22 protein-coding genes and 1 tRNA gene are annotated in these 23,775 nt (G+C 56.2%); 8 read left to right on the forward strand and 15 right to left on the reverse strand.

Annotated elements, in window-relative coordinates; translation table 11 throughout:
* Window positions 1-4 precede the first annotated feature (4 nt).
* Genes QO008_RS03055 through metG form a run of 5 tightly spaced genes read right to left on the reverse strand, consistent with a single transcriptional unit; the run spans window position 5 to window position 4,450 of the window.
* Window positions 5-292 carry an ArsR/SmtB family transcription factor gene (locus tag QO008_RS03055; RefSeq protein WP_307384260.1) on the reverse strand — a complete coding sequence of 96 codons (288 nt, stop codon included), beginning with the start codon at window positions 290-292 and terminating at the stop codon, window positions 5-7.
* A complete protein-coding gene (gene rsmA, locus QO008_RS03060; RefSeq protein ID WP_307384263.1) occupies window positions 285-1,163 on the reverse strand; it encodes a 16S rRNA (adenine(1518)-N(6)/adenine(1519)-N(6))-dimethyltransferase RsmA in 879 nt (292 codons plus the stop codon). The genes QO008_RS03055 and rsmA overlap by 8 nt, the downstream gene beginning before the upstream one ends.
* Window positions 1,144-1,695: a ribonuclease M5 gene (gene rnmV / locus QO008_RS03065; protein WP_126465641.1), complete on the reverse strand. Its 552-nt coding sequence runs from the start codon at window positions 1,693-1,695 to the stop codon at window positions 1,144-1,146. Before rnmV ends, rsmA begins: the two co-directional genes overlap by 20 nt.
* The gene (locus tag QO008_RS03070) at window positions 1,692-2,465 is read right to left on the reverse strand and encodes a TatD family hydrolase (RefSeq protein WP_126465642.1); all 774 of its coding nucleotides are present in this window, start codon (window positions 2,463-2,465) and stop codon (window positions 1,692-1,694) included. The genes rnmV and QO008_RS03070 overlap by 4 nt, the downstream gene beginning before the upstream one ends.
* 8 nt (window positions 2,466-2,473) lie before the next feature.
* Window positions 2,474-4,450 carry a methionine--tRNA ligase gene (gene metG, locus QO008_RS03075; RefSeq protein WP_307384266.1) on the reverse strand — a complete coding sequence of 659 codons (1,977 nt, stop codon included), beginning with the start codon at window positions 4,448-4,450 and terminating at the stop codon, window positions 2,474-2,476.
* Between the two features lie 138 nt (window positions 4,451-4,588).
* Here metG and QO008_RS03080 point away from each other — a divergent pair, with 138 nt between their 5' ends.
* Window positions 4,589-5,197 (forward strand): pentapeptide repeat-containing protein, encoded by a 609-nt coding sequence (locus tag QO008_RS03080; RefSeq protein WP_126465644.1) that lies wholly within the window; start codon window positions 4,589-4,591, stop codon window positions 5,195-5,197.
* 33 nt (window positions 5,198-5,230) lie between these two features.
* On the opposite strand, the gene QO008_RS03085 is transcribed toward QO008_RS03080, so the two are convergent.
* From QO008_RS03085 to QO008_RS03130, 10 genes are all read right to left on the reverse strand, one after another.
* On the reverse strand, window positions 5,231-5,887 hold the full coding sequence (locus QO008_RS03085; RefSeq protein WP_126465645.1) for a YitT family protein: 657 nt from the start codon (window positions 5,885-5,887) through the stop codon (window positions 5,231-5,233).
* 285 nt (window positions 5,888-6,172) lie between these two features.
* A complete protein-coding gene (locus QO008_RS03090) occupies window positions 6,173-7,279 on the reverse strand; it encodes an aminotransferase class V-fold PLP-dependent enzyme (protein ID WP_307384269.1) in 1,107 nt (368 codons plus the stop codon).
* On the reverse strand, window positions 7,276-7,524 hold the full coding sequence (locus QO008_RS03095; RefSeq protein ID WP_126465647.1) for a putative Se/S carrier-like protein: 249 nt from the start codon (window positions 7,522-7,524) through the stop codon (window positions 7,276-7,278). Before QO008_RS03095 ends, QO008_RS03090 begins: the two co-directional genes overlap by 4 nt.
* Window positions 7,499-8,677, reverse strand: a complete 1,179-nt coding sequence (locus QO008_RS03100) for an amidohydrolase family protein (protein WP_126465648.1) — start codon at window positions 8,675-8,677, stop codon at window positions 7,499-7,501. The genes QO008_RS03095 and QO008_RS03100 overlap by 26 nt, the downstream gene beginning before the upstream one ends.
* Window positions 8,658-10,739 (reverse strand): helix-hairpin-helix domain-containing protein, encoded by a 2,082-nt coding sequence (locus QO008_RS03105; RefSeq protein WP_126465649.1) that lies wholly within the window; start codon window positions 10,737-10,739, stop codon window positions 8,658-8,660. Before QO008_RS03105 ends, QO008_RS03100 begins: the two co-directional genes overlap by 20 nt.
* Before the next feature lie 53 nt (window positions 10,740-10,792).
* Entirely contained in the window at window positions 10,793-11,899 is a 1,107-nt protein-coding gene (gene prfB / locus QO008_RS03110) for a peptide chain release factor 2 (RefSeq protein ID WP_307384271.1), read from the reverse strand.
* 18 nt (window positions 11,900-11,917) lie between these two features.
* Window positions 11,918-14,656, reverse strand: a complete 2,739-nt coding sequence (secA, locus tag QO008_RS03115; protein ID WP_307384272.1) for a preprotein translocase subunit SecA — start codon at window positions 14,654-14,656, stop codon at window positions 11,918-11,920.
* Window positions 14,657-14,785: 129 nt separating this feature from the next.
* On the reverse strand, window positions 14,786-15,022 hold the full coding sequence (locus QO008_RS03120) for a DUF951 domain-containing protein (RefSeq protein WP_126465652.1): 237 nt from the start codon (window positions 15,020-15,022) through the stop codon (window positions 14,786-14,788).
* The gene (locus tag QO008_RS03125; RefSeq protein ID WP_307384275.1) at window positions 15,019-15,846 is read right to left on the reverse strand and encodes a mechanosensitive ion channel family protein; all 828 of its coding nucleotides are present in this window, start codon (window positions 15,844-15,846) and stop codon (window positions 15,019-15,021) included. Before QO008_RS03125 ends, QO008_RS03120 begins: the two co-directional genes overlap by 4 nt.
* Window positions 15,839-16,918, reverse strand: coding sequence for a hypothetical protein (locus QO008_RS03130; protein ID WP_307384277.1), 1,080 nt, complete (start codon window positions 16,916-16,918; stop codon window positions 15,839-15,841). Before QO008_RS03130 ends, QO008_RS03125 begins: the two co-directional genes overlap by 8 nt.
* A 59-nt stretch (window positions 16,919-16,977) precedes the next feature.
* Here QO008_RS03130 and QO008_RS03135 point away from each other — a divergent pair, with 59 nt between their 5' ends.
* The 7 genes from QO008_RS03135 (at window position 16,978) to QO008_RS03165 (ending at window position 23,756) form a co-directional block, all read left to right on the forward strand.
* A complete protein-coding gene (locus tag QO008_RS03135) occupies window positions 16,978-17,700 on the forward strand; it encodes a polyphenol oxidase family protein (RefSeq protein WP_307384278.1) in 723 nt (240 codons plus the stop codon).
* 117 nt (window positions 17,701-17,817) lie between these two features.
* Window positions 17,818-17,893, forward strand: a tRNA-Ala gene (locus QO008_RS03140).
* Window positions 17,894-18,001: 108 nt separating this feature from the next.
* Window positions 18,002-18,793 carry a glutamate racemase gene (murI, locus tag QO008_RS03145; RefSeq protein WP_307384281.1) on the forward strand — a complete coding sequence of 264 codons (792 nt, stop codon included), beginning with the start codon at window positions 18,002-18,004 and terminating at the stop codon, window positions 18,791-18,793.
* A complete protein-coding gene (locus QO008_RS03150; protein WP_307384283.1) occupies window positions 18,786-19,874 on the forward strand; it encodes a bifunctional glycosyltransferase family 2/GtrA family protein in 1,089 nt (362 codons plus the stop codon). Before murI ends, QO008_RS03150 begins: the two co-directional genes overlap by 8 nt.
* A gap of 83 nt (window positions 19,875-19,957) precedes the next feature.
* Window positions 19,958-20,587: a hypothetical protein gene (locus QO008_RS03155; protein WP_307384285.1), complete on the forward strand. Its 630-nt coding sequence runs from the start codon at window positions 19,958-19,960 to the stop codon at window positions 20,585-20,587.
* A complete protein-coding gene (locus QO008_RS03160) occupies window positions 20,584-22,968 on the forward strand; it encodes a homocysteine S-methyltransferase family protein (protein WP_307384287.1) in 2,385 nt (794 codons plus the stop codon). Before QO008_RS03155 ends, QO008_RS03160 begins: the two co-directional genes overlap by 4 nt.
* The gene (locus QO008_RS03165; protein ID WP_307384290.1) at window positions 22,965-23,756 is read left to right on the forward strand and encodes an EFR1 family ferrodoxin; all 792 of its coding nucleotides are present in this window, start codon (window positions 22,965-22,967) and stop codon (window positions 23,754-23,756) included. The genes QO008_RS03160 and QO008_RS03165 overlap by 4 nt, the downstream gene beginning before the upstream one ends.
* The last annotated feature ends 19 nt before the right edge of the window (window positions 23,757-23,775 follow it).

Below are 23,775 nucleotides of genomic sequence, written 5' to 3' on the forward strand. Positions count from 1 at the left end.
CATATTAAAGAGAATCTCCACGTGTTCGTCGTCCAGCGAATAATACACTTTCCGTCCCTCTTTGTTTGCGCGCGCGAATCAACCCCTCTTTGCGCAACTCGCTCAGCTGATGGGATATGGAGGACTGACTCATAGACAACAGGTCGACCAACTTGCTGACATTGCAGGTGGACAGCATCAGCGCATACAAAATCTTAAGCCGCGTCGGATCCGCCATCGCCTTAAAGAGCCGACTCAAAACTTCGATCAGTTCGTCGTCCTCGGCAAATGCATCAAATTGCTCTCTATCCAATTTCCTTCTCCTTTGTTACTTTGGGAAAATTTTTTGCCAATACGCGGTACTCCTCCACGCTCAAGGTCTCGGCGCGCCGCGACGGGTCGATCCCCGCGTTCAACAAACTGCGCTCGATCTCCTCTTTCTCGACGGGAAAACCGTAGCGGGACAGGGCGTTTAATAAGGTCTTTCTGCGCTTCGAAAAGGCGGCGCGCACCACCGCCTCCGCTTGTCGTAAGGTCTCCGCGTCTTCGTCGATAAAATCGCGGACCGAAAGCACCGCGCTGTCGACATTGGGTTGGGGAATAAAGCAGGTGCGGGGCACATAGATTTCCGATTCCACCGTTCCCCGCATTTGCAGATACACCGAAATCGAGCCATATGCCTTGCTCCCCGGCGGCGCCGCCATGCGCTCCGCCATCTCTTTTTGTACCATCACGTGGATGGATTCCAAGAGCAGGTCGGAATCCAACAGGTGCAAGAGAATGGGGGTGGTTACATAATACGGTAGATTGGCGACCACCTTGATCTTTCGATTGGGAAAACGAGCGCCGAGTTCCTTTTTGAGATCGGTCTTTAAGACGTCGTTATAAAAGATCTCGACGCGCTCGAACGCCCCCAGGGTATCGGCGAGGACGGGCCGCAGGTTTTCGTCGATCTCGACGCAAAATACCTCCGCGCCCCGCAGCGCCATCTCTTCGGTTAAGGTGCCGATTCCCGCACCGATCTCCAACACCACGTCCCCTTCTTGCACCTCTGCCGCATCGGCAATGGCGCGGACGATATTTCCGTCGATCAAGAAGTTTTGTCCCAGGGATTTATGAAACCGAAAGCCCCATTTTTCTTGTATCTCCCGTACTTTTCCGGGGCTATAAAGTCTCTTTTCCACCGAGGACCTCCTCATATTTTTCCGTAAATTCTTCTATGGTAATGCCGAAGCGGTTCAGGCGATTCAAAAACTGCTTTCCGTTTCCGTGCCCGATCCCCAAGGATTCGCCGAGTTTTCTACGCCGTTCCGTGGCCGCATCGCTCCCGACGAGGCCCCAGCGAATCATATCCGCCTTGGTAAAGGTCTCTACATAGTCCTCCCGCATGGGCTGGGCGCGCTCTACGGCGATGCGGATGTCTTCGGGCCGCGCGTTTTCGATGCCGATGTCGTCCGCCTTGATCGCCTTGTCCTGGGGCAAATACGCCTGTTTCGGCGCCTTCAGCGCCCGGGTCAGGCGGCGGCGAATCTGCTCGCCCATATAGTCCGGATCGGTGAGGATAATCACGCCCCGCCGCTTTTCGATCTTGCGGAGCTGGCGGAGCAGCTTTTCGCCGAAGGCGAAGCCGCCGGTGGCGATGACCTCGCAATCCAGCGCCGATTTTACCCGTGCGATGTCGTCTTTTCCCTCGACGACGATGACTTCGCGAATCATATAGAAAACCCGTAGAAGCGCATGGCGTTCTCGTCGGTACGGCGGATCAACTCTTGGGTGTCCATCTCGCGCAATCGCGCGATGTTTTCCGCCACAAGGCGCACATACTTGGGTTCATTGCGCTTGCCCCGATGCGGCTCGGGCGTCATATAGGGGCTGTCCGTTTCCAGAAGAAGGCGGTCGAGTGCCACCGCTTTCGCCACCGCCTTGGGGGTCTTTGCGTTCTTGAAGGTCGTCACGCCTCCCAGCGAAAAGTAGCAGCCCAATGCGGCAAATCGCTCCATCATTTCGGGCGAATAGCTATAGCAGTGAATCAGCACCGGGTGGCCGGGATGGTCGTGCAAATAGGATTCTACGATCTCGAAGGTCTCGAGCGCCGCCTCCCGGGAGTGGATCACCACCGGCAGATTCAACTCGATCGCCAATTCGAATTGGGCGCAAAATGCTTCCCTTTGCACGGATTTCGGCGAATAGTCGTAGTAATAATCCAGTCCGATCTCGCCGATGGCGACGACTTTTTTTGAGGCGGACATGGCGCGAAGTGCGTCTTCCACTTCTTTCGAATAGGTCGTCGCGTCGTGGGGATGTACGCCGATTACGGCATAGAGCCCCTCGTAGGCCTCGGCGAGCGCGAGAACCGCTTTACTGGTCTCGAGATCCGATCCCACATTGACGACGGCGTCCAGGCCGTCTTTCATTCTATTTTCGATGATGCGGTTTCGATCCTCGTCAAATGCCTCATTTTCCAAATGGGCGTGGGCGTCGATCATGCTTCCTCCTAACCGATGGCGGCGCCGGATTTTAATGCTTCCATGGTCGTCGCCAAAGACAGCTTTCCGTCCGCATCTTCTGCCGCCAAAAGCATTCCTTCGGACAAAATGCCCCTGAGCTTGGTCGGCTTCAGATTGGCGAGGACGAGAATTTGTCTGCCTTCCAATTCTTCTTTCGTATACTCTTCTTTAATGCTCGAACAAATCGTGCGCTCTTCCGCACCCATGCGGATCTTGAGCACATACAGTCTGTCGGCATTGGGATGGTCTTCTGCGGATTCGATCGTCGCGACGCGAATGTCCAACTTATCGAAGTCGTCGATCGTGATCTCGGGTTTGCGTTCCATCTTTTCTTCTCCCTCTTCTTCTATGGCTTCACCCTTTTGCAGTTTTTCCTGTTTTCTGCGCTCGATCAGGGCGCCGTTTTCCGCCCACAGTCGCTTGGATTCTTCTTCGATATCCAAACGCGGGAAGATAATCTTGGTCTTTTCCACCTTTTTACCGGACTCCAGCAGTCCCCATTTTTTGGCGTCGTCCAGGGCGAATTCGCCCTCCGCCCCGATCTGATCGGCGATGTCCTTTGCCGTATTCGCCATAAAGGGCGAGAGGAGGATCGAGACAATCCGCAGCGATTCCGCCAAATTGTAGAGCACCGTATAGAGACGCTTCTTGTCGGCCGCATCGCCCTTGGCGAGCACCCAAGGTTCGTTCTCGTCGACATATTTGTTGCTGCGGCGAATCAGCTTCCAAATGGCGTCCAAGGCCGTGGAGAATTGATAGCCTTCCATTTCTCGGGCCACTTCATCCCAGGTCGATGTGGCCACTTCGATCAGCTGCCGGTCGATCTCGGTCGCCTCACCCGCTTCGGGCACGATGCCGTCGTTGTACTTTTCGATCATAGAGACCGTACGGCTTAAGAGATTTCCCAAGTCGTTGGCGAGGTCCGAATTCAGCCGCTTCATAAAGCTCTGTACGTTAAAGCTGCCGTCGTGGCCGAAGGAAAATTCGCGCAAGAGGAAGTACTTCAGCGCATCCACCCCGTACAAATCGATAATCGGCTCGGGATAGATGATATTGCCCTTGGACTTACTCATCTTGTCGTCGTCGAAGAGAATCCAGCCGTGGCCGAAAATCTGCTTCGGCAGCGGCAGATCCAGCGCCATCAACATCGCCGGCCAGATAATGGTGTGAAAGCGCATAATCTCCTTGCCGACAAAGTGCACATCGGCGGGCCAAAATTCCTCGAAGGTCTTTTCGTCGGTGCCGAATTCGCAGCCGGTGAGATAGCAGGATAAGGCGTCGATCCACACATAAATCACGTGTTCGTCGTCAAAGGGAACGGGCACGCCCCAGTCGAAGGAAGAGCGCGTGACCGAGAGATCGTCGAGGCCGTCTTTTAAGAACGAATTGACCATTTCGCTCTTGCGATAGGCGGGCTGGATAAATTCCGGGTGCTCATCGTAATACGCCAGGAGCTTATCCCGATACTTCGAAAGGCGGAAGAAATAGCTTTCTTCTTTTTGTTTGTGGGTCTCGCGTCCGCAGTCCGGGCAAGTGTGACCTTCGCCCAGTTGCGATTCCGCCCAAAATGCTTCACAGGGCGTACAGTAGTAGCCCTCGTATTCGCCCTTATAAATCTCGCCCTTATCGTAGAGCTTTTGAAAGAGCGCCTGCACATTGGCTTCGTGCACGGGATCGGTGGAGCGCACAAAGGAATCGTAGTGAATGTCCATCGTCTCCCACAATTTCTTGGTATCCGCCACAATGGCGTCTATATATTCTAAAGGCTTCTTCCCCACTTCTTCGGCTTTGCCCGCGATCTTTTGGCCGTGCTCGTCGGTCCCGGTGGTAAACTTGACGTCATAGCCCTGCAGGGTCTTAAACCGCTTTACCGCATCGACCGCAACGGTACAATACGTGTGGCCGATATGTAAATTGTCGCTGGGATAATAGATCGGCGTGGTAATATAAAACTTCTTTGACATGATTGCCTCCTTGCATATAGATGATATGCCGGCCATCGCGTGGCCCGTTCAAAATTTCTTGTATTTATTATACTATTACGGCCTAAGAATCGCAACGAATGCCCCTTCGTGCTATACTTTTTACAGGAGGTAGATCCCATGCAAACCCATCCCCATCGAGGCCGCCTCCGCGATCTGCGGGGCCGGGACTTTAGTAAACAAACCCTCGTCGGCGCCGATTTTTCGGACGCGGATCTCTCCCACGCCTGGTTCGCCGAAAGCAATCTGACCGGGGCCGATTTTTCGCGCGCGCTTCTCAGAGAGGCGAACTTCCGCGGGGCAAATCTAACAAATGCCGACATCTCGGGCGCCGATCTCTACGGCGCCGTCATGGAAGATGCCGTCCTTACGGGCATAAAAAGCGACGAGTACACCCGGTTTTTTCGCCTGCACTGCCCCGAAACCGGCGCCTTTATCGGCTATAAGCGCTGCTTCGACCACCGCCTTGTGACCCTCTACATCCCCGCCGATGCCCGCCGCAGTTCGGCGACGCTTCCCTCCTGCCGTGCCGACAAAGCCTTTGTGGTATCGATCACCGATTTCGAACACATGCGCCGCTTTGACGAGGCCATCTCCTTGGTCGACGGCGACTTCGTCTATCGCCGGGGCGAGATGGTCTATGCAAACAACTACAATCCCGATCGCTGGCGCGATTCCACCGGCGGCATCCACTTTTGGATGACAAAAGAAGAGGCGTTTCGCTATTGAAGCCATAAAAAAAGGGCCCATGGGGCCTGATTTTTATGCGTTCTTTTCGATTCCGCTTTCGCTGACTTTCCACGCCGGTACCTTCATATTCAGCTCGAACTGGCCGATGAGGAAGGAAGAGACGACCGTGGTCAAGAACGAAAAGATCAATCTCGTAAAGGGAATGTAGCTGAGGGAAAGTGCCAATACCGTAAAGTCCGTAAATAAGTAGGCTCTGGATATGGGCCAGCGGGTCTTTTTCGAAATCACCAAGGCGAGCGCATCGTCTCCGCCTGCGCAACCGCCTACGGTGACGACGATGCCACAGCCGCAGCCGATAAAGATACCGCCCGCAATCGCCGCCCAAAAGGGGTAGGCGTATAGGTTCGGTAGCACCGGCCCCATTTGATCGAAGATATAATAGAATATCGCAAAAAAGATCGTCGCCAAGGACGCCTTTTTCAGGAAGGGCTTGCCCAACATCGAAAATCCCAACAGATAGCAAATGCCGTCCAGTATCGGCGATACATAGGCGAGATTCCATCCCCAAACGGTCTTCATAAACAGACCCAAACCGAGGACGCCGCCTTCGGTAATATGCGCCGGTTCGTGCACATTGATCACCCCGAAGGCCATGATCGCACATCCCAAAACAATACGTACGAGATCGCTCTTTGTAATCTCGAATTTTCTCAGCAAGTGACTGAGCATTTGTCCACTCCTAATTCTGCATTAAGAGGCAAACCAAAAAAGACTGCCGTCCTTAGGTCTACCTAATTTCGCAATCTTATGATGGTGTCGATGCTTTTTTGTTTTGCTGATTTTTTCTTATAAAAACTCTGAGCTTCTGCATATGCTTTTCCGCCTTTCAAAGTCCCACATCAGGCACTTTACAGGCTCTTTATCGCATAAACGGCATCAGATAAAAACTACCGAGTAGGTCGGTAACCACCGTAAAACGTATCTTACGGGTCCAGTTTACCACAAACTGTTTTTTTATTCAATACTTTTTAATACCGCAAGCGCCGTATCGATTTCTTCTTCGGTCGTAAAATACGACGGCGACAACCGGCACAGGCCGCTCTCTTTGGTATGGAGATATTCGTGCAAAAGCGGCGCACAGTGGTATCCCGAACGGGTGGCGATGTCGTGCTCTTCGAGGAGCATGGAAAGTTCCTGCGAACTCATGTCCGCTCTTCGAATACTCACCACGGCGGTTCCCTTTTCTTCGGGATAAAACACCTCGTAGCCGTCCAGTGCGTGGATGCCGTCGAGCAGGCGCGCAAAGATCTTGTCCTTGGTTTCAAAATAGCCGTCTTGCAGTACGAAATCCATACCCGCGGCGAGGCCGGCAAAACCGTGGACATTTGCCGTTCCCGCCTCCCAACGCACGGGCTTTTCATCGGGCATGGAGGTCTTAAAGCTCTCGATGCCGCTGCCCCCTTGCTTTAAGGGCGCAAAATCCACCTCTTCGCCGTAATAAAATCCCCCGGTTCCCATGGGACCGTAGAGCGATTTATGCCCGGCAAAACAATAGACGAGTTTACGCGTATCCACGCCCGAAAAGTCGACGGGAATCTGTCCCAGCGCCTGGGCGCCGTCGACGATGACGTACAGGTCGTGGCGATTCGCCACCTCCATAACTCGATCTATATCGGTGACGCTTCCCACCACATTGGAGCCGTGGGAGAGGACGATGGCCTCGGTTTCGGGGCGAATAAGCCCCTCGAGCTCCGAAAGGTCGGGGGCGAGGTTTTCGTTTAAGGGCAAAATGCTCATATCGCAGCCGCTGACATAGAGGGGCCGGAGGACGGAGTTGTGTTCCATCACCGATGTGATGACGTGATCGCCCTCGCCGATTAAGCCGAAGATGGCGGCATTCAGGCTCTCGGTCACACCGCTTGTGAGGGCGATCCGCTCGTCGGTGCCCAATAGCTTCGCCGCTTTTTTGCGCACGTCTCTAAGCACCCGGTAGCTGTTCTGCGCCCAAAGGTGGCTGCCCCGGCCGGGGTTGCCGTAGCCCTTTGTCAATGCATCGTAGACCGCTTGTGCCACCGATTCGGGCTTGATGGCCGTCGTGGCGCCATTGTCGAGATAAATCACAATTCTTCCACCTTTCTCTGTTTGCCGATGCGCTCGTAGCGAAACGCGCCGGCGGTCGGGATGTCGTGCGACTCGATGCGCGAAAGTGCTTCCTCTGCCCGCTCTATGGGTCCGGAAAGCGCGAGTCCGCAGGATTCCTTGATCTCGGGCAGCACGGGAATAATCCGCGTGCCCAAATCTTCGGTGGCATCGAGCGCGTCGTAGACTTGTTCCTGACCGTCAAATGCGATAACGAATTGTTCCATCCTCGTCGTCCTTTCTGCGGTAGACGATATTGCCGTCTACCATGGTCCATCGGGCGGTATCGACCATCCCCTCGAACAGCGGCGCGTCGAAAGCGACGATATCGGCGTCATAGCCCGCTTCGATCTTGCCCAGCCGATGCGAAAGGTCCAATAGCCGCGCGGGATGCACGGTAAAGGCGTCGATTACCGCCGCCTCCGATGCCCCCGCCTGAATGTAGTAGCGTCCCGCCAAGAGCAGCGTGTCCGAAGAGATTTCGGGACAGTCGGTGATGATGCCGAAGGGCACCCCAGCGTCCTCGAGCTTTTTGGCGATGTCGAAGCCGCTTCCCTTTTGTTCCAATTTGGATTCGACGCCGAAGGCGGGTCCGATAAAGACGCCCACGTCTTTCTCTTTCAGATACTCGGCGATGGCGCCGGCGCCGGTGGCGTGTTCGATGGTGTATCGCAGGTGCAGGCTTTCGCCCAATCGGATGGCGGTTACCACGTCTTCTCGACTGTGGGCGTGGAATTTGACGGCGATGCTGCGGTTCACCACGGGAATCATCGCTTCGTATACGGAATCATAAAGATAGGGTGCCACCTCTTTGCGCTTCATATACATACGCGTAGCGAGGACCGTCTCGCGAAACAGAGAAGCGATTCCCATGCGGCTATGGGGCGCATTGGGACCCACGATTCCTTCGTAGAGGCGTTTGGGGTTTTCGCCCAGCGCCGCCTTCATCGCCACCGGCGCCTTCACGACCATCTTGTCCACGATATTGCCATAGGTTTTGATGACGCTCGCCTTGCCCCCGATCACATTGGCGCTTCCGGGGGTGACGCAGACCGAGGTAATCCCGATCTTTAAGGCCTTCCGAAACTGGCAATCTTCGGGATTGACCGCATCCAGCGCATCGAGCTGGGGCCGTACGGCATCGCCGATCTCATTGACATCTTTACCCATCCCTCCGCAGGTCTCACACATGCCGATATGGCTGTGGCCGTCGATAAATCCCGGGTAGAGAAATTCCCCCGTGGCATCGATCACGTCCCAATCCTCGGAGATCTCCATGGCGCCGACCTCTTCAATCTTTGTGCCGTCGATCAACACACGCCCTTCCCGCCAGCGGCGGTACTGATAGATCTTTGCGCCGTCAATGCACTTTTTTGCCACGATCCTTTCCTTTCCGTCCCAGGGAGATGCGCTCCTTTTCGGGGTCCGCTTCGAGGACGATGACCTCCATGCGATCTCCCACCTGTATGCGTTTGTATATATTGTCCCCGGCGCTTTTTGTGATCTCGGTCCTGTGAAGCAGGCCGTCTTTTTTCACGCCGATGTCCAAAAACGCGCCGAAATCCACCACATTGCGCACAATGCCTTCGAGCACGAGCCCCGGCTTAAGATCGGCCATCGAAAGCGAGCTGCGCTTTAAGCTGATATGGCCGCCGTCTTCGCGGATGTCGCGCCCCGGCTTTTCGAGCTCTCTTTGAATGTCCGAAAGGGTATAGTGCCCGGCGGATGCGAGGGCTTCTTTTTCAGAAGCACTCGCTTCTTCTTTTAAGAGAATGCGCGCCAGCGGGTAGGACTCGGGGTGGACGCCGGTGGCATCCAACATCTCCTCGCCCCCTGCGATCCGCAAAAATCCCGCGGACTGCTCAAAGGCCTTGGGCCCCAAACCCTTTACCGACTTGAGTTCGTTTCGATTGCGAAACGCGCCGTTGGTTTCCCTATATTCTACAATATTTCGGGCGAGTTTGTCGCCGATTCCCGAAACATGCGACAAAAGAGATACGGAGGCGAGATTCACATCGACCCCGACTTCGTTGACCGCGCCTTCCACGACGCCCGAGAGCCGCGTGTCCAACGCTTTTTCGTCGAGGTCGTGCTGGTACTGCCCCACGCCGATATGCCGGGGCTCGATCTTTACCAGCTCCGCCAAGGGATCCTGAAGCCTTCGCGCGATCGAGATGGCCCCGCGTATGGTCACGTCGAGATCGGGAAACTCCTCGATCCCCAGAGGCGATGCGGAATAGATGCTCGCCCCGTCTTCGTTTACGATGGCATACGAAATATCCGCGCCCTCTTCTTCGATCATCCGCCCCAAAAATTGTTCGGTCTCGTAGCTCGCCGTGCCCGATCCCACCGCGATCACTTCGACGCCGTGCCGTGCGATCAGCCGCATCAGGGTATCGGCGGAGCGGCGATAGTCGGAGCGGGGCGGCGTGGGATAGATCACCGCCTGATCGAGATAGCGGCCGTTTTCGTCCACCACCGCCACCTTACAGCCGGTTCGGTTGCCGGGGTCGATCCCCAGCACCACCCGGTGCCCCAAGGGCGGGGTCATCAACAGGGGCTTTAGATTTTTCGCAAAGACTTCGATGGCATCTTCCCGCGCGCTCTCTCTGAGTTCGCGGCGAATCTCCCGCTCCAAAGAGGGAAAGAGCAGCCGCTTTAAGGCGTCTTCGGCGATGCGTTCAAACGACTGCTTTTTGTCCGCCGGCGGCTTGATCACCTGCGCGATGATCGAACCCATCATCTCCTCGTCCGCCTCGATCTTTATCGAAAGCGCGTCGTTCGCCTCGCCCCGGCCCAAGGCGAGTACGTGGTGGCCCTTGAGGCGGCGGAGTTTGAGCGAAAAGTCTTCATACATTTCGTATTTCCCATCGGGCGTCTTTCCGGCCGCGGACGTCAAAGAGGCGCTGCGGCGCAGATACTTCTTGAGTACATTCCGCACGGTCGGATCGTTTTGGATCTCCTCGGCGACGATATCCATCACGCCGCTTCGTGCCTCCTCTGTATCGCCGTCGAAGGCAGAGAGGGCTTCTTCGAAGGCGGCCATCGGGCGATCCGACATAAATTCTTCCGCCAGGGGACCGTATCCCGCCTCTCGTGCGGCGGTGGCCCGTGTACGCCGCTTGGGCTTATAGGGGCGGTATAGGTCTTCCAGTGTGGCGGCATCTTCTGCCGATTCCACCGCCTGTTTCAGCGCGGGGGTGAGCTTTCCCTGCTCGGAAACGGTCCTTAAGATCGTATCCTTTCGCGCCGCAAGCTTTTCCAACTCGCCCTTTCGCGCCTCAAATTTTCGCAGGGTCGCATCGCCCATATCGCCGGTGCGTTCCTTTCGGTAGCGGGCGATAAAGGGCACGGTATTGCCTTCGTCCAACAGTTGTAAGATGTCCTTGGCGACGTCTTCGCCGATGTGAAATTCCCTCGCAAGGGCATTCGAAAGTTCCATTCTTCCTCCATGAAGAAAAGAGAGGACGCGCCTCTCTTTGTTCGTCGTTGTCTTTACTTTGCGTGTGCCTCTAAAAAGGCGTTGATAAAGGGGTCCAAATCGCCGTCCATAACGCGGTTGACATCCCCCATTTCCTCTCCCGTGCGGTGGTCTTTTACCATCGTGTAGGGGTGGAATACATACGAGCGGATCTGCGAACCCCAAGCGATCTGGGAATAGTTGCCGGCGAGGTCCTCGATCTTTTCTTTTTGTTCTTCTTCTTTCAGCGCCACGAGTTTGGCGGTGAGCATCTTCATCGCCTGTTCGCGGTTTTGAATCTGGCTGCGCTCGTTCTGGCATTGCACCACGATCCCCGTGGGGATGTGGGTAATGCGCACGGCGGAGTCGGTGGTGTTTACGTGTTGGCCGCCGGCGCCGCTGGAGCGGTAGGTGTCGATCTTCAAATCTTCCTGGTTGATCTCCACTTCCATATCGTCGTCGAGCTCGGGGTAGACGTCCACCGAGGTAAAGCTCGTATGGCGCTTTTTCGCCGCGTCAAAGGGCGAGATCCGCACCAGGCGGTGTACGCCCTTTTCGGCCTTCAGATAACCGTAGGCGTGGGGCCCGGAGATCGAAAGCGTGGCGGATTTGATGCCCGCCTCGTCTTCTTTTAACACGTCGAGCACTTCGACGCCGTAACCGTGCTGTTCGGCGTAGCGCGTATACATCCGGAGCAACATTCCCGCCCAATCCTGGGCCTCGGTGCCGCCGGCGCCCGCGTGGATGGAAAGAATGACGTCGTTGTCGTCGTACTCCCCGTTTAGGAGCGTCTCGAGTTTAAAAATGCGCGCCTTTTCTTCGATGCCGTCCAGGCTCTCTTTAAACTGATCGTAGAAGCTAAAGTCTTCCTCTTCCTGCATCAGATCCAAGAGCACCGATGCCTCTTCGATCGCCTCCATCAGTTCGTCGTACTTGTCCGTGCGAGACTTAATGGCGTTTTGTTGGCGGATCACCTTCTGCGCCGCCGCGCTGTCGTCCCAAAAGCCCGGCTCCATCGTCTTTTCCGTTAAGGCGGCGTATTCGGTTTTTAATTCGTCTATACGCAGACTCTTCGCCAATCGGCGGACGAGTTCTTCCACATCTTCTAATCGTCCCCGATCCAAAAATAAATTTTGTTCCATGGGATCCTTTCTCGCTCTCTATGCGTTTTTGCCGTGGCAGTTCTTATATTTTTTGCCGCTGCCGCAGGGGCAGGGATCGTTTCTGCCGATTTTCTTCGTCTGTCTGCGTACGGGTTCTTGCACGCCGGAATCGGGATTGACGGTCTTGACTTCCTGTGCGACCTGTTTTCTTTCCATCTTTTCCGGGTTTTCCACGTGGAAGAGGAGGCGTACGGTTTCTTCGCGAATGCTTTCGTTCATGGCCTCAAACATATCGAAGCCTTCGTTTTGGTAGGCGCGAACCGGGTCGATCTGGCCGACGGCTCTGAGCCCGATCCCTTGGCGCAGCTGGTCCATCGCGTCGATGTGGTCCATCCACTTTTGGTCCACGACGCGCAAAAGAATGACCCGTTCCACTTCGCGGAAGGCCTCGGCGCCGAATTCTTCTTCTTTTTCGGCATACTTCTTCTTCGCCTCTTCGCGAATAAAGCGCTTCAGTTCGTCGGCGTCCGATTCGGTATGTCCGTCGAGGAAATCTTCGTCAAAGCCGAAGGTATTGCGGGCAAAGAGATAAATGCCCTCGTAGTCGACGTATTTTTGGTGCTTGTCGTCGAGCTTTACATTGAAGTCTACGGTGTCGTCGATCAAATCCCGTGCCATGGCGGCGATGTCTTCTTTCAGATCGCCTCCTTCGAGCACTTTCTTTCTCTCGGCGTAGATGACTTCCCGCTGTTTGTTCATCACGTCGTCGTATTGGAGAACGTGTTTACGAATGCTGAAGTTGTTGCCTTCGACCTTGCGCTGTGCGGATTCGATCAAGCGGGTCAAGATCTTGTGTTCGATGGGCTCGTCTTCCGGCGCATCGATGCCTTCCATGACATTCTTAAAGCGATCGCCCGCAAAGAGGCGGATCAACTCGTCGTCGGCGGAAATATAGAACTTGGTGCTACCGCGGTCGCCTTGCCGTCCGGAACGACCTCGCAGCTGGTTGTCGATGCGGCGGGATTCGTGGCGTTCGGTGCCGATAATGTGTAGACCGCCCGCCTCGATGACCTGTTCCTTTTCCTTGTCGGTTTCCTGTTTGTATTCGTCGCGCAGCGCTTCAAAACGCGCGCGGGCATCGATAATGTTTTTGTCGTCGGTATCGAAGTGGCTGTCCGCCGCCTGAATCATATCGTCTTCAAAGCCCTCTTTTGCCATAGACTGCTTGGCCATAAAGTCGGGGTTTCCGCCCAAGACGATGTCGGTACCACGACCTGCCATATTGGTCGCGATGGTCACCGCGCCGAAGCGGCCCGCCTGGGCGACGATTTCGGATTCTTGTTTGTGGCGCTTGGCATTCAAAACCTTGTGCGAAATGCCCTTGCGCTTCAGATAGGCAGAGAGCTTTTCCGAGTTTTCGATCGAAACCGTACCCACCAGAATCGGCTGCCCCTTTTCGTGGCGCGCGCGAATGTCCTCGGTAACGGCGCGGAATTTCGCTTCTTCGGAACGATAGATCGCATCGTCTTCGTCCTTACGGATCACTTCTTTATTGGTGGGGATTTCCACCACGTCGATATTGTAGATTTCGCGGAACTCCGATTCCTCGGTCATCGCCGTACCGGTCATACCCGCGAGTTTGGTATACATGCGGAAGAAGTTTTGGAAGGTAATGGTCGCGAGCGTCTTCGATTCCGCCTTGACCTCGATCCCCTCTTTCGCCTCGATGGCTTGGTGCAGCCCTTCGGAGTACCGGCGTCCGTACATTAGACGACCGGTAAATTCGTCGACGATAATAATCTCGCCGTCTTCGACGACATAGTCGATGTCCAAATGCATGGTGCCCTTCGCCTTGAGCGCCTGGTGAATGTGGTGCAAAAGCTCGGTGTTGTCGGGGTCCGTCAAATTATCGATCCCGAAGTACTGTTCCGCCTTTGCCGTCCCCTTATCGGAAAGGGTCGCGGTCTTTTGCTTTTCGTCGATCACATAGTCCACGTCTTCCTCACGGAACTCGCGGTTAAAGCGGTCCTGTTGTTCTTCGGACTGGTCCTTCACCCGATAGCTCAGGGTATCGACGAAATTCTTGGCGCGGATATACAGATCCGTGGATTCGTCCCCTTGGCCCGATATAATCAACGGCGTACGCGCTTCGTCGATCAAAATCGAGTCCACCTCGTCGACGATACAGAAGAATAGATCGCGCTGTACCTGATTTTCCTTATAGACCACCATATTGTCCCGGAGGTAGTCGAATCCGAATTCGTTATTGGTCCCGTAGGTGATGTCCGCATTGTAGGCGGCTTTTCGCTCTTCGGAACTCATATCGTGCAGAATACAGCCCACGGTCAGGCCCAAGAAACTATAGACCTTTCCCATCCACTGCTTATCCCGCTCCGCCAGATAGTCGTTGACAGTAACCACGTGGGTTCCCTTGCCCGCCAGGGCATTTAAGTACGCGGGCAGCGTCGCCACCAGGGTCTTCCCTTCCCCGGTCTTCATCTCGGCGATACGGCCTTGATGGAGGATGATTCCCCCGAGGATCTGTACCGGGAAGTGTTTCATGCCCAGCACGCGATCGGCGGCTTCGCGCACGACGGCAAATGCCTCGGGCAGAATGTCGTCGAGGCTTTCGCCATCGCTTACGCGGTCTTTAAATTCTTTTGTCTTTGCCTGTAAGGCTTCGTCGCTCAATGCTTGCATTTCGGTATCCAGGGCGAGGACCTTTTCCATAATGGGACGGATTTTCTTGATCTCCCGCTCGGAATACGTGCCGAATATTTTATCTAATAGAGACATAATGATCACACATTTCCTTTCACTAACATAATATTTTATCAAATCGCATTTTCCACTGCAATCAACCGCGATGATTTCACAAATATAACACGAGAACGACAGACAAAAGAAAAGTCCACCGGTCGTGGACTATTCCTCTTCCTCGTTCGGTCGGTGATGGACGATGGAAACCATCTTGTCTCCTTCACGAATCTTGCGAACCCGTTTCTCGAATTCCATGCGCGTCATCCAAATGGTGCGGTCACAGCCCATACACTCCAATTTGATGTCGACGCCGGTGCGGAGAATGCGCCATAGATTTTCCCCGCAGGCGTGGCTCTTTTTTAAGGTTACCACATCTCCTTCTCGGTAAAACAGCCGATTCATTCCGTTCCTCCTTTTCCCCACGGGAACCGGGGCACCTGAATATCATTTTCCATCATCGTCTCCTGCAAAAGCTTTCTCAGATCGTACTCCAAGTCGAACTGCTCTCCCGGCTCCGCCATAGCGGTTACGGTGATCTCGTAGCCATTGTCGATATAGCCCGTAACGCCCCAAATACTCGGCGTCGCACTGGGGTATTCCGACGTCAGCTTCTTGAGCGCCTCTTCAAACAGCGAAAGCACCACATTGGGATCTTCGCTTCGGTCGATGGGCATAATCACCTTGGCGCGCATGCGGCCGCGGGCGCGATTGGTGACGATCCGAATCTCCGAATTGGGAATGATGTGGATCGAGCCGTCGAAGTCGCGGATCTTGGTGACCCGCACCCCCACCTCGATCACAATGCCCTTCTTCTCCGCACATTCCACATAGTCCCCCACGCCGTACTGGTCCTCGAACAGGATAAAGAATCCGTTGATAAAGTCCTTTACCATCACCTGGGCGCCCATGGCGATGGCGAGAGAGCCGACCCCGGCGGTCGCGATAATCGTCGAGGTGTTCACGTGCAGAAGGCGGAGCATCAAAAGCACCGCAAAGAAATAGATCCCGTACTTTGACAGATTGGCGGCGAGGCGCGTCAGCGTCATTACCCGCCGCTGGTTGCTCTTTTTCTTTTTCTCCCGGTCTTGGATGTACTTTTCGATGGCGTTTTCGATCACCGCCACCAAAATCCGCGTCGCCACAATCAATATCCCGGCGACGACAATCGTACCGACGATCGATAGGCTTCCGCTTTCGTTAAAGAGTACGGCCTTCAGTTCATTCAATGGTCTTTGCCTCCTCCAAATCCTGTACGGCTTTGTGTCGGAACGAAAAGTCCGGCTTTAAGGCGTAAACGGAGATCGACTTCTCTCCGTAGGCGGCGATAAAGCCGTCGCGAAGACTTAGTGTATCGGGATTTTCCGCAAAACGCAACTTGTAGGGCTTCTCGGCATGGACATTGCCCAAAATCTCGCGATTGCCGTAGGCGAAGAGCCCCTGCGGCATGGGCGCCAGCCGGTTTACATTGGCGCCCATCAAATACTGCTTCGTCTCCTCGAGCCGCTTGTCCCGCTTGCCGAGGATGCCGCTATATAAGGTATAGATATTCCCTCGGTACACACAGACGTCGCTTAAAATCGGCACGCTCTTTGTAATCAGCTCGTCTTGGATTCCGTAGAGATGCTTTTCCGTCACCACCACGGGAAAATCATAGGGCACCAGCCGCATGGAAACCTCCATGGGGAACTCCGTCTTTTCCATCTTTCGCGCATCGCCCTCTTCGCTGACGAATACCGTGGTCTTATAGCCGTTGGCCGTGTCCGAAAGTTCCGATACGGCGAAGCGATCGCGACTCTGTACGGCGAAGTCCAAAATAAAATTCTTCGTCTCGAAAATCGGCGACAAACTGCCGCTGTCTTCCGCCACAAACAAACGCTCCCCGTCGTCGTAGCGAATGTGCAACAGCCGCACTCCGTTTTGCATCTCCGCCCGAAACAGCTCGCCGTCTAAGGCATAGGACGCCTTTTCCTTCCCGTCGGGGCCGAAGACCACGAGCTTATCCACGTCCTTGTCGTAGAGCATCGCGTCCGCATCGCCGAAGAAAACCTCCTGCCCTTCCGCCGTGCGGTCCACCGTAGAGATCGTCTTGCCGTTTGTGCCGATAAACATCAGCCGGTCGCCGTCCCAAGTCGCCAAAATTCCCTTGTCCAAAATCTCCATCTTGGCGATCTCGTACTCGGTCTTTTTGCCGTATAGCAACTCCGCCTTATAGGGAAGCAAACCGAATCTTTTGATTCCGAAGAGTATTGCAATTATAATAAGTAAGAGGAGAACGGTCCTCTTGATTCCTTTTTTCATACGATTCCTCCACAGGTATTATATCGAATGAAAAAGAAGATGGAAAGGCGGAGAAATCCATGTCTATATTGCAGTGTGCGGGGATCCGCTTCGGCGTATCGCAAAAACCCTATAATTTTCGCGCCACCGAGGGCAACGCGCCCGCATCGGCGGCGCATCGCTTCCTTTCGGAAATCGGCGCCACGGCGGATTCCGTCTGGTTTATGGACCAGACCCACTCCGACCACGTGCGCATCGTGCCCACCCATCACGCGCGGCCCTATTACGGCGAATACATCGTCGCCGACTGCGACGCCCTGATCACCGACAAAAAGCACATCGCCCTCGTATCGCGCGTCGCCGACTGCACCCCCATCCTCCTCTACGATCCCGTACAACAGGTACAGGCGTGCATCCATTCCGGCTGGCGCCCTACCCTCGCCCGCATCGCAAAAAAAGCCGCGGCGGCACTTCGGACCCACTACGGCACAGAGCCGTCGGATCTCTACGCCTTTATCGGTCCCACCATCGGAAAAGACAGCTTTCAGGTGGGAAACGAAGTGAGCGCCCTGTGGCGAGACGCCTTCGACTTCGCCGAATCGGTGATTACATACGACGATCCCACCCACGACTACATCGACATTCGCGAGACCAACCGCAGGATCTTACTCGAAGCCGGCGTGCTGCCCGCCCGCATCGCCATCGATCCCGCCGACACCATGACCGACCGCCGCTACCACTCCTATCGCAATCGCACCGGCGACGACTACGGCACCAACGCCCTCGTCTCCGTCCTCGTATAAGCATACGCCGGCCGTGCAATTTTTATGTAATCATTATTTAGTCCTTGTAAATTTATGGCGGCTGTGGTACACTAATTCTTGTCGAAACGCAGTGAAATCTGTGCACGACCGACATATGGGGGTGTAGCTCACATGGGAGAGCGCTTGAATGGCATTCAAGAGGTAAGGAGTTCGATCCTCCTCATCTCCACCAAATTCCGCCTACGGGCGGTTTTTTTTATGCCCTTTTGCCGATTCTTTATCTTTCTGTAAAGAAGGACTTGAACGCTTCTGATATAATATTTCCGAAAGGATGTGGGATATGGAATCCATTGTGGTATTCGATTCCGGGCTGGGCGGCATTACGGCCCTGGCGGAAGCGGCGGCGGCGATGCCGCAAGAAAACTTCATATATTACGGCGATACGAAGAATGTCCCCTACGGACCGAAGCGCGTAGAGGACATCCGTTCCTTTTTGGACGAAATGATGGATGCCGTATCCCCCTGCCATCCCAAGGCGGTGCTGCTCGCCTGCAATACGGCGACGGTCACCTCCGCCGCGTATCTGCGCGAAAAATACGCGGTGCCCATCATCGGCATGGAACCGGCGGTAAAACCCGCGGTGGAAAAGGACGCGGCCCATAAGCGGGTGCTGGTGCTTTCGACCGAGGGCACGAGTAAGTCCGAAAAGCTCAAAAACCTGGTGAATCGAGTGGACAAGGCGGGCCAGGTGGACGTGTTGCCGCTTCCGAATTTGGTGGAATTTGCGGAAAACTTCGAGTTCGACACGCCGGATGTACGGGCGGATCTGGAGACGATTCTCTCTTCGTATCCCCTCGACGAGTACGGCGCGATGGTGCTGGGATGCACGCATTTTATTTGGTATCGCGAGATCTTTCGGGAGATCCTGCCGCCGGATATGCAGATTCTCGACGGCAATGCGGGGACGATCCGCCAACTGATGCGCCGCCTGAACGGCAATATTCAGACCGTCGGCGAAGGCAGAATCCGAGTACACTTCACCGGCGGCATGGACGCGCGCCTCATGCACTTTCTCGAAGGGGCGCTCCCCCTTCCCGTCTCGGTGCTCGGCGAGGAACTGTGCCGTGAATAAGGCGACGATGACGGCACATCCCGGCGATCTCGTGTTGATTCCCGCCTATAAGCCCGACGAGAGCCTGCTCTCCTTTGCCGAATCGCTCCTCGCAAACGGCGCCGCGGTTTTGGTAATCGACGACGGATCGGGTGCAGAATATGCGCCCGCGTTCGACGCCCTTCCCCCCGCCGTAGAAAGGCTCGGCTACGCGGAAAACCGCGGCAAGGGATACGCCATGAAATACGGATTTTGCCATATACGCGACCATATGCCCGCTGTGCGGCGCATCGTCACCGCCGATGCCGACGGCCAGCACAGCCCGCCCGACACCCTGGGAACCTTGCGGACCGCCGAAGCGCACCCCGACGCACTGGCGCTGGGGGTACGCGGCTTTCCCGAGAATACGCCGCTTCGCTCCCGCGTCGGCAACCGCCTGACCGCCAAGGTATTTCGCGGGCTCTCGGGCATTCGCGATCTGGAAGATACGCAGACGGGCCTTCGGGCGTTTTCCCGCGACGCTCTGGATTTTATGATCGACGTTCCGGGCGAACGCTACGAATACGAAATGAAGGTACTGATGGATTGGTCCCGGAGCGGGCGCGCCATCGTACAATACCCCATCGAGACCATCTACCGGGACGCGGAAAATTCCACCTCCCACTACAATCCCCTGCTCGACTCCGCCCGAATCTTTCGCGCGCTGTTTCAGCGGGGCGAGGCGATTTTGTTTGCGATCAGCGGATTTTTGAGTTTCTTGGTGGATTTCGCTTTTTTTAATTTGTTTCTACATTTTTTGAAGGCCTTCGGCATCGCCCATTTTCTCGTCGGCGCCAATGTAATGGCGCGGATTGTGAGCTCCACCTTTAACTTTGCGGTAAACCGCCGACTGGTCTTCGATTCCAAGGACACGCTCGCAAGAGATGCGCTCCAGTATTTCGGTCTGGTGCTCTGCTTGCTCGCGCTGAACAGCGGGCTCTTGTACCTGCTGGGCGAAGTGCTCTCGTTCCACCCGGTGCCCGCCAAACTCATGGTAGAAGCCACGATCTTCGTGCTCAGCTATCTGGTCCAACAATTTTATATTTTCGCCGACAAGGCGTAATCGCTTCAGCACCCTACGGGGTGCTTTTTTTCGTTTCGTGGTACAATATTTTCATAATCGATTGGCAGAGAAAGGAGCACGGGGTGGAACTGAAATCCCTTCACGACGAACTGCATATAGACGCCGATTCCCTCCGGCTCCGCGAGATTTTGCGCTATCTGCGTCTGGAGGGAACGGCGCCCGATGCCGAACTCTTAGATGCCGTACGGCGAAATGCCGAGCGCTTGCTCGCGGTGGCAGACATTCGAAAAGTCGCCGCACTCGTTCCGCTTTCGCTTGAAGGGGGCGCACTCGCAATCGGCGATCTTCGCGTACACAGCGAAGCGCTTCTGAAAAACCTTTCCGGCTGCGACCGCGCCCTCCTCTTTGCCGTTACCCTGGGCGCCGGCGTAGACCGGCTCATCCGCCGCCTGACCGTCGTCTCCAAATACGACGCCTTTATCACCGATGCGGCGGCGACAGAGGTCCTCGAAAGCTATGCCAACGCCTTTTGTCGCGCCGTCGACCGGGAGGCGCGCACATGGGGGTATTCCCTCAAGCCGCGCTTCTCACCCGGCTTTGCCGACTTCGGCCTGGCGTATCAATGGCCGCTGATCCGCGCCCTTCGCGCCGATACGAAGATCCATATTTCGCTGACCCGGGCGGATATGCTCGTGCCCGCAAAGACCATCACCGCCGTGGCGGGACTGTTGCCGAAAGAGAGGGAGATATGACCATCACAGACGATTTGAAAGCGCGTCGGCTCTACTACGACGGGGCGAGCGGCACCTATTTACAAGGAAAGGGCATCGCCGGGGGAAAATACCCCGAGCTCTTAAACCTACGCCGACCCGACGTCCTCTATGCCATGCACCGCGGCTATTTCGAAGCCGGGGCGAATATCGCCCTCGCCCATACCTTCGGCGCCAATCGATTCAAACTCGCGGGCACCGGCCATAGCGTCGAGGAGGTGGTGACGGCTGGGGTAAAGACCGCCAAGCGCGCCGCCGCAGAGGGTGCACATCGCTATGTATCCCTCGACATCGGCCCTTTAGGGCGGCTTCTCGAACCGGTGGGCGATCTCGATTTTGAGGAGGCGGTGGCTCTCTTTGCCGAAGTGGTGCGCGCCGGCGTGGCGGCGGGCTGCGATCTGATCACCGCCGAAACCATGTCCGATCTCGCGGAGATCAAGGCGTGTATGTTGGCGGTAAAAGAAAACAGCGATCTGCCGCTCTTTGTCACCGCCGCTTTTCAGGAAGACGGCAGAATGCTGACCGGTGCCGATATCGACGCCTTTTGTGCCACAGTCACCGCACTGGGTGCCGATGCCATCGGCTTTAACTGCAGCTTCGGGCCCGAACAGATGCAGCCGCTCCTCGCCCGGCTTTTAGAGATTTCTACCATTCCCGTCATCGCAAATCCCAATGCGGGACTGCCGGAGGTGCGCGGCGAAAAAACCGTCTACAATGTCGATGCCGATGCCTTTTCTACGTATATGGCGACATTTGCCCGGATGGGCGTCGCCGTTATGGGCGGCTGCTGCGGCACCGATCCGCACTATATTCGCGCCCTCGTCGAAAAGACCCGCCGCCTTCCTCTGATCCCATCGGCGGGACGCCCGCGCCCCGTGGCAAGCTCCTACCTACACGCGGTACGCTTTGACGGCTCCCCGCGCCTGATCGGCGAGCGCATCAATCCCACGGGAAAGCCCACGCTTAAACAGGCGCTCCAAAGCGGCGAGACAGACCGCATACTCCGCGAGGCCATCCGGCAGGAAGAAGCGGGTGCGGATCTGCTCGACGTCAATGTGGGCTTTGCCGGCGCCGAGGAAAAGGCGCTCCTACCCGCCGTCGTCAGGGCAATACAATCGGTGAGCGATCTTCCCCTCAGTATCGACACCGCCGATCCCTCTGCCATGGAGGCCGCCTGCCGCGCGTATATCGGTCGTCCGCTGTTGAATTCCGTCAGTGGCAAGGCAGCGAGCATGGAGCAGATCCTCCCCGTGGCAAAGCGCTACGGCGGACTGTGTATCGCTCTTCTCTTGGACGACGACGGCATTCCTGAATCCGCGGCAGGACGCCTTGCGGTGGCGGATCGCATCCTCGCCGAGGGCAAAAAATACGGCCTTACGAAAGCGGATTTCCTATTCGATCCCCTGACCCTCACCGTGGCGGAAAACCCCGATGCCGTGCGCGTACTCACAGAAACCCTGCTCGGCCTAGAAGAGCGCGGCCTCTATTCCGTCGCGGGCATCAGCAATGTATCCTTCGGCCTGCCCCGGCGGGAGGGGCTCAATGCCGCCCTCCTCGCCATCTCCCTCTCCGCGGGGCTTTCGGCCGCCATCGTCGACGTCACCGCCCCGGCGATTCGCCGCGCCTATCAAAGCGCCCTCGCCCTTCTCGGCTACGACCGCGACTTTTCGCACTATCTCGCCGCCTACGCCGAAGGCGAAGCGGTGGACTCGACGGCCCCCGCACCTACCTATGACCTCGCCTATGCCATAAAAAAGGGCATGGTCGATATGGCGGCACAGATTGCCCGACAAGAGATCGAAAAGCGGGATCCGATGTCGATTATCGACGAAGACCTCGTGCCCGCCCTCGATGCCATGGGCCGCGATTTCGAGGCGAAGACCCTCTTCTTGCCGCAACTGCTCCGCAGCGCCGATGCAGCCGCGGCCGCCTTTGCCGTCGTCAAAGCCCATTTGCCGCAACGGGCGGAGGGCGAGGGACGCGGCAAAATCGTTCTCGCCACCGTGCAGGGCGACATCCATGACATCGGCAAAAATATCGTAAAGGCGCTATTGGAAAACTATAATTTTCGCGTCGTCGACCTGGGTAAAGACGTTCCGCCCCGCGCCGTCCTCGAGGCGGTGCGCACCCACGGCACGCCTTTGGTGGGACTCTCCGCCTTGATGACCACCACCGTCGGCTTTATGGAAGAGACGATCCGCCTGCTCCGCGCCGAAGCGCCCGAGGTGACGGTCATGGTGGGCGGCGCCGTCTTAAATGCAGACTACGGCAAAGAGATCGGCGCCGACTTCTACGGCAAAGACGCCATGGCGACGGTCCGATTTGCCGAAGCGTATTTCGACCACAAGGAGGTTTCCCCATGATCCGTACATTTTACTTTTCGCCCACCGGCCGCACCCGAACCGTGGTAACCACACTGGCGAAGCCACTCTCGAATGCGCTACAAGAAGCGGTCGTTCCCTACGACTTTACCTGCCCCGAAAAGAGGCACACCTACCCCGAGACCGCAGCCGGCGATGTCGTCATCGTGGCCGTGCCCACCTATGCGGGCCGCGTGCCCAATCTGCTGCTTTCGTATATGCAGGGCTTTCGCGCCGAAGGCACCCGCGCCATTTTGGTTTGCACCTTCGGCAATCGCCACTTCGACGACTGCCTCTTGGAGCTCTACGAGCTTATGCAAAACGCGGGCGCGGAGATCGTCTGTGCCGGCGCCTTTGCAGCGGCGCATTCCTTCTCTTGCATCCTGGGTGCCGGCCGCCCCGATCGCGCCGATCGCGAAGACATCCTCGCCTTCTCTGACCGCGCGGCGAAAGCCCTTCGAAACGGCGATCGGCTCCCGCGCCCCGAACGGGAAATCGGCGGCTATTTTCGCCCGGTCGATCGAAAGGGCGCCTATATCGACTTTGTAAAAATAAAACCCGAGACAGACGCGGCGCTCTGTACAGACTGCAAAATCTGCGTCGGCCTCTGCCCCCTTGGCGCCATCCACTTCGACGACGTCGCCACCGTCGATAAATGTATGAAGTGCTGCGCCTGCATCAAGGGCTGTCCCGAGGGCGCCAAATACTTTTCCCACGCCGGCTATCTGTACCACAAGGAGGAGCTGGAGGCGATGTATGCCGATCGAAAGGACAACCGGCTGTTCTTCTAAATACGCGCATCAAAAAAGG

It is taken from the genome of Aedoeadaptatus ivorii (assembly GCF_030815095.1).
GTDB lineage: Bacteria > Bacillota > Clostridia > Tissierellales > Peptoniphilaceae > Aedoeadaptatus > Aedoeadaptatus ivorii.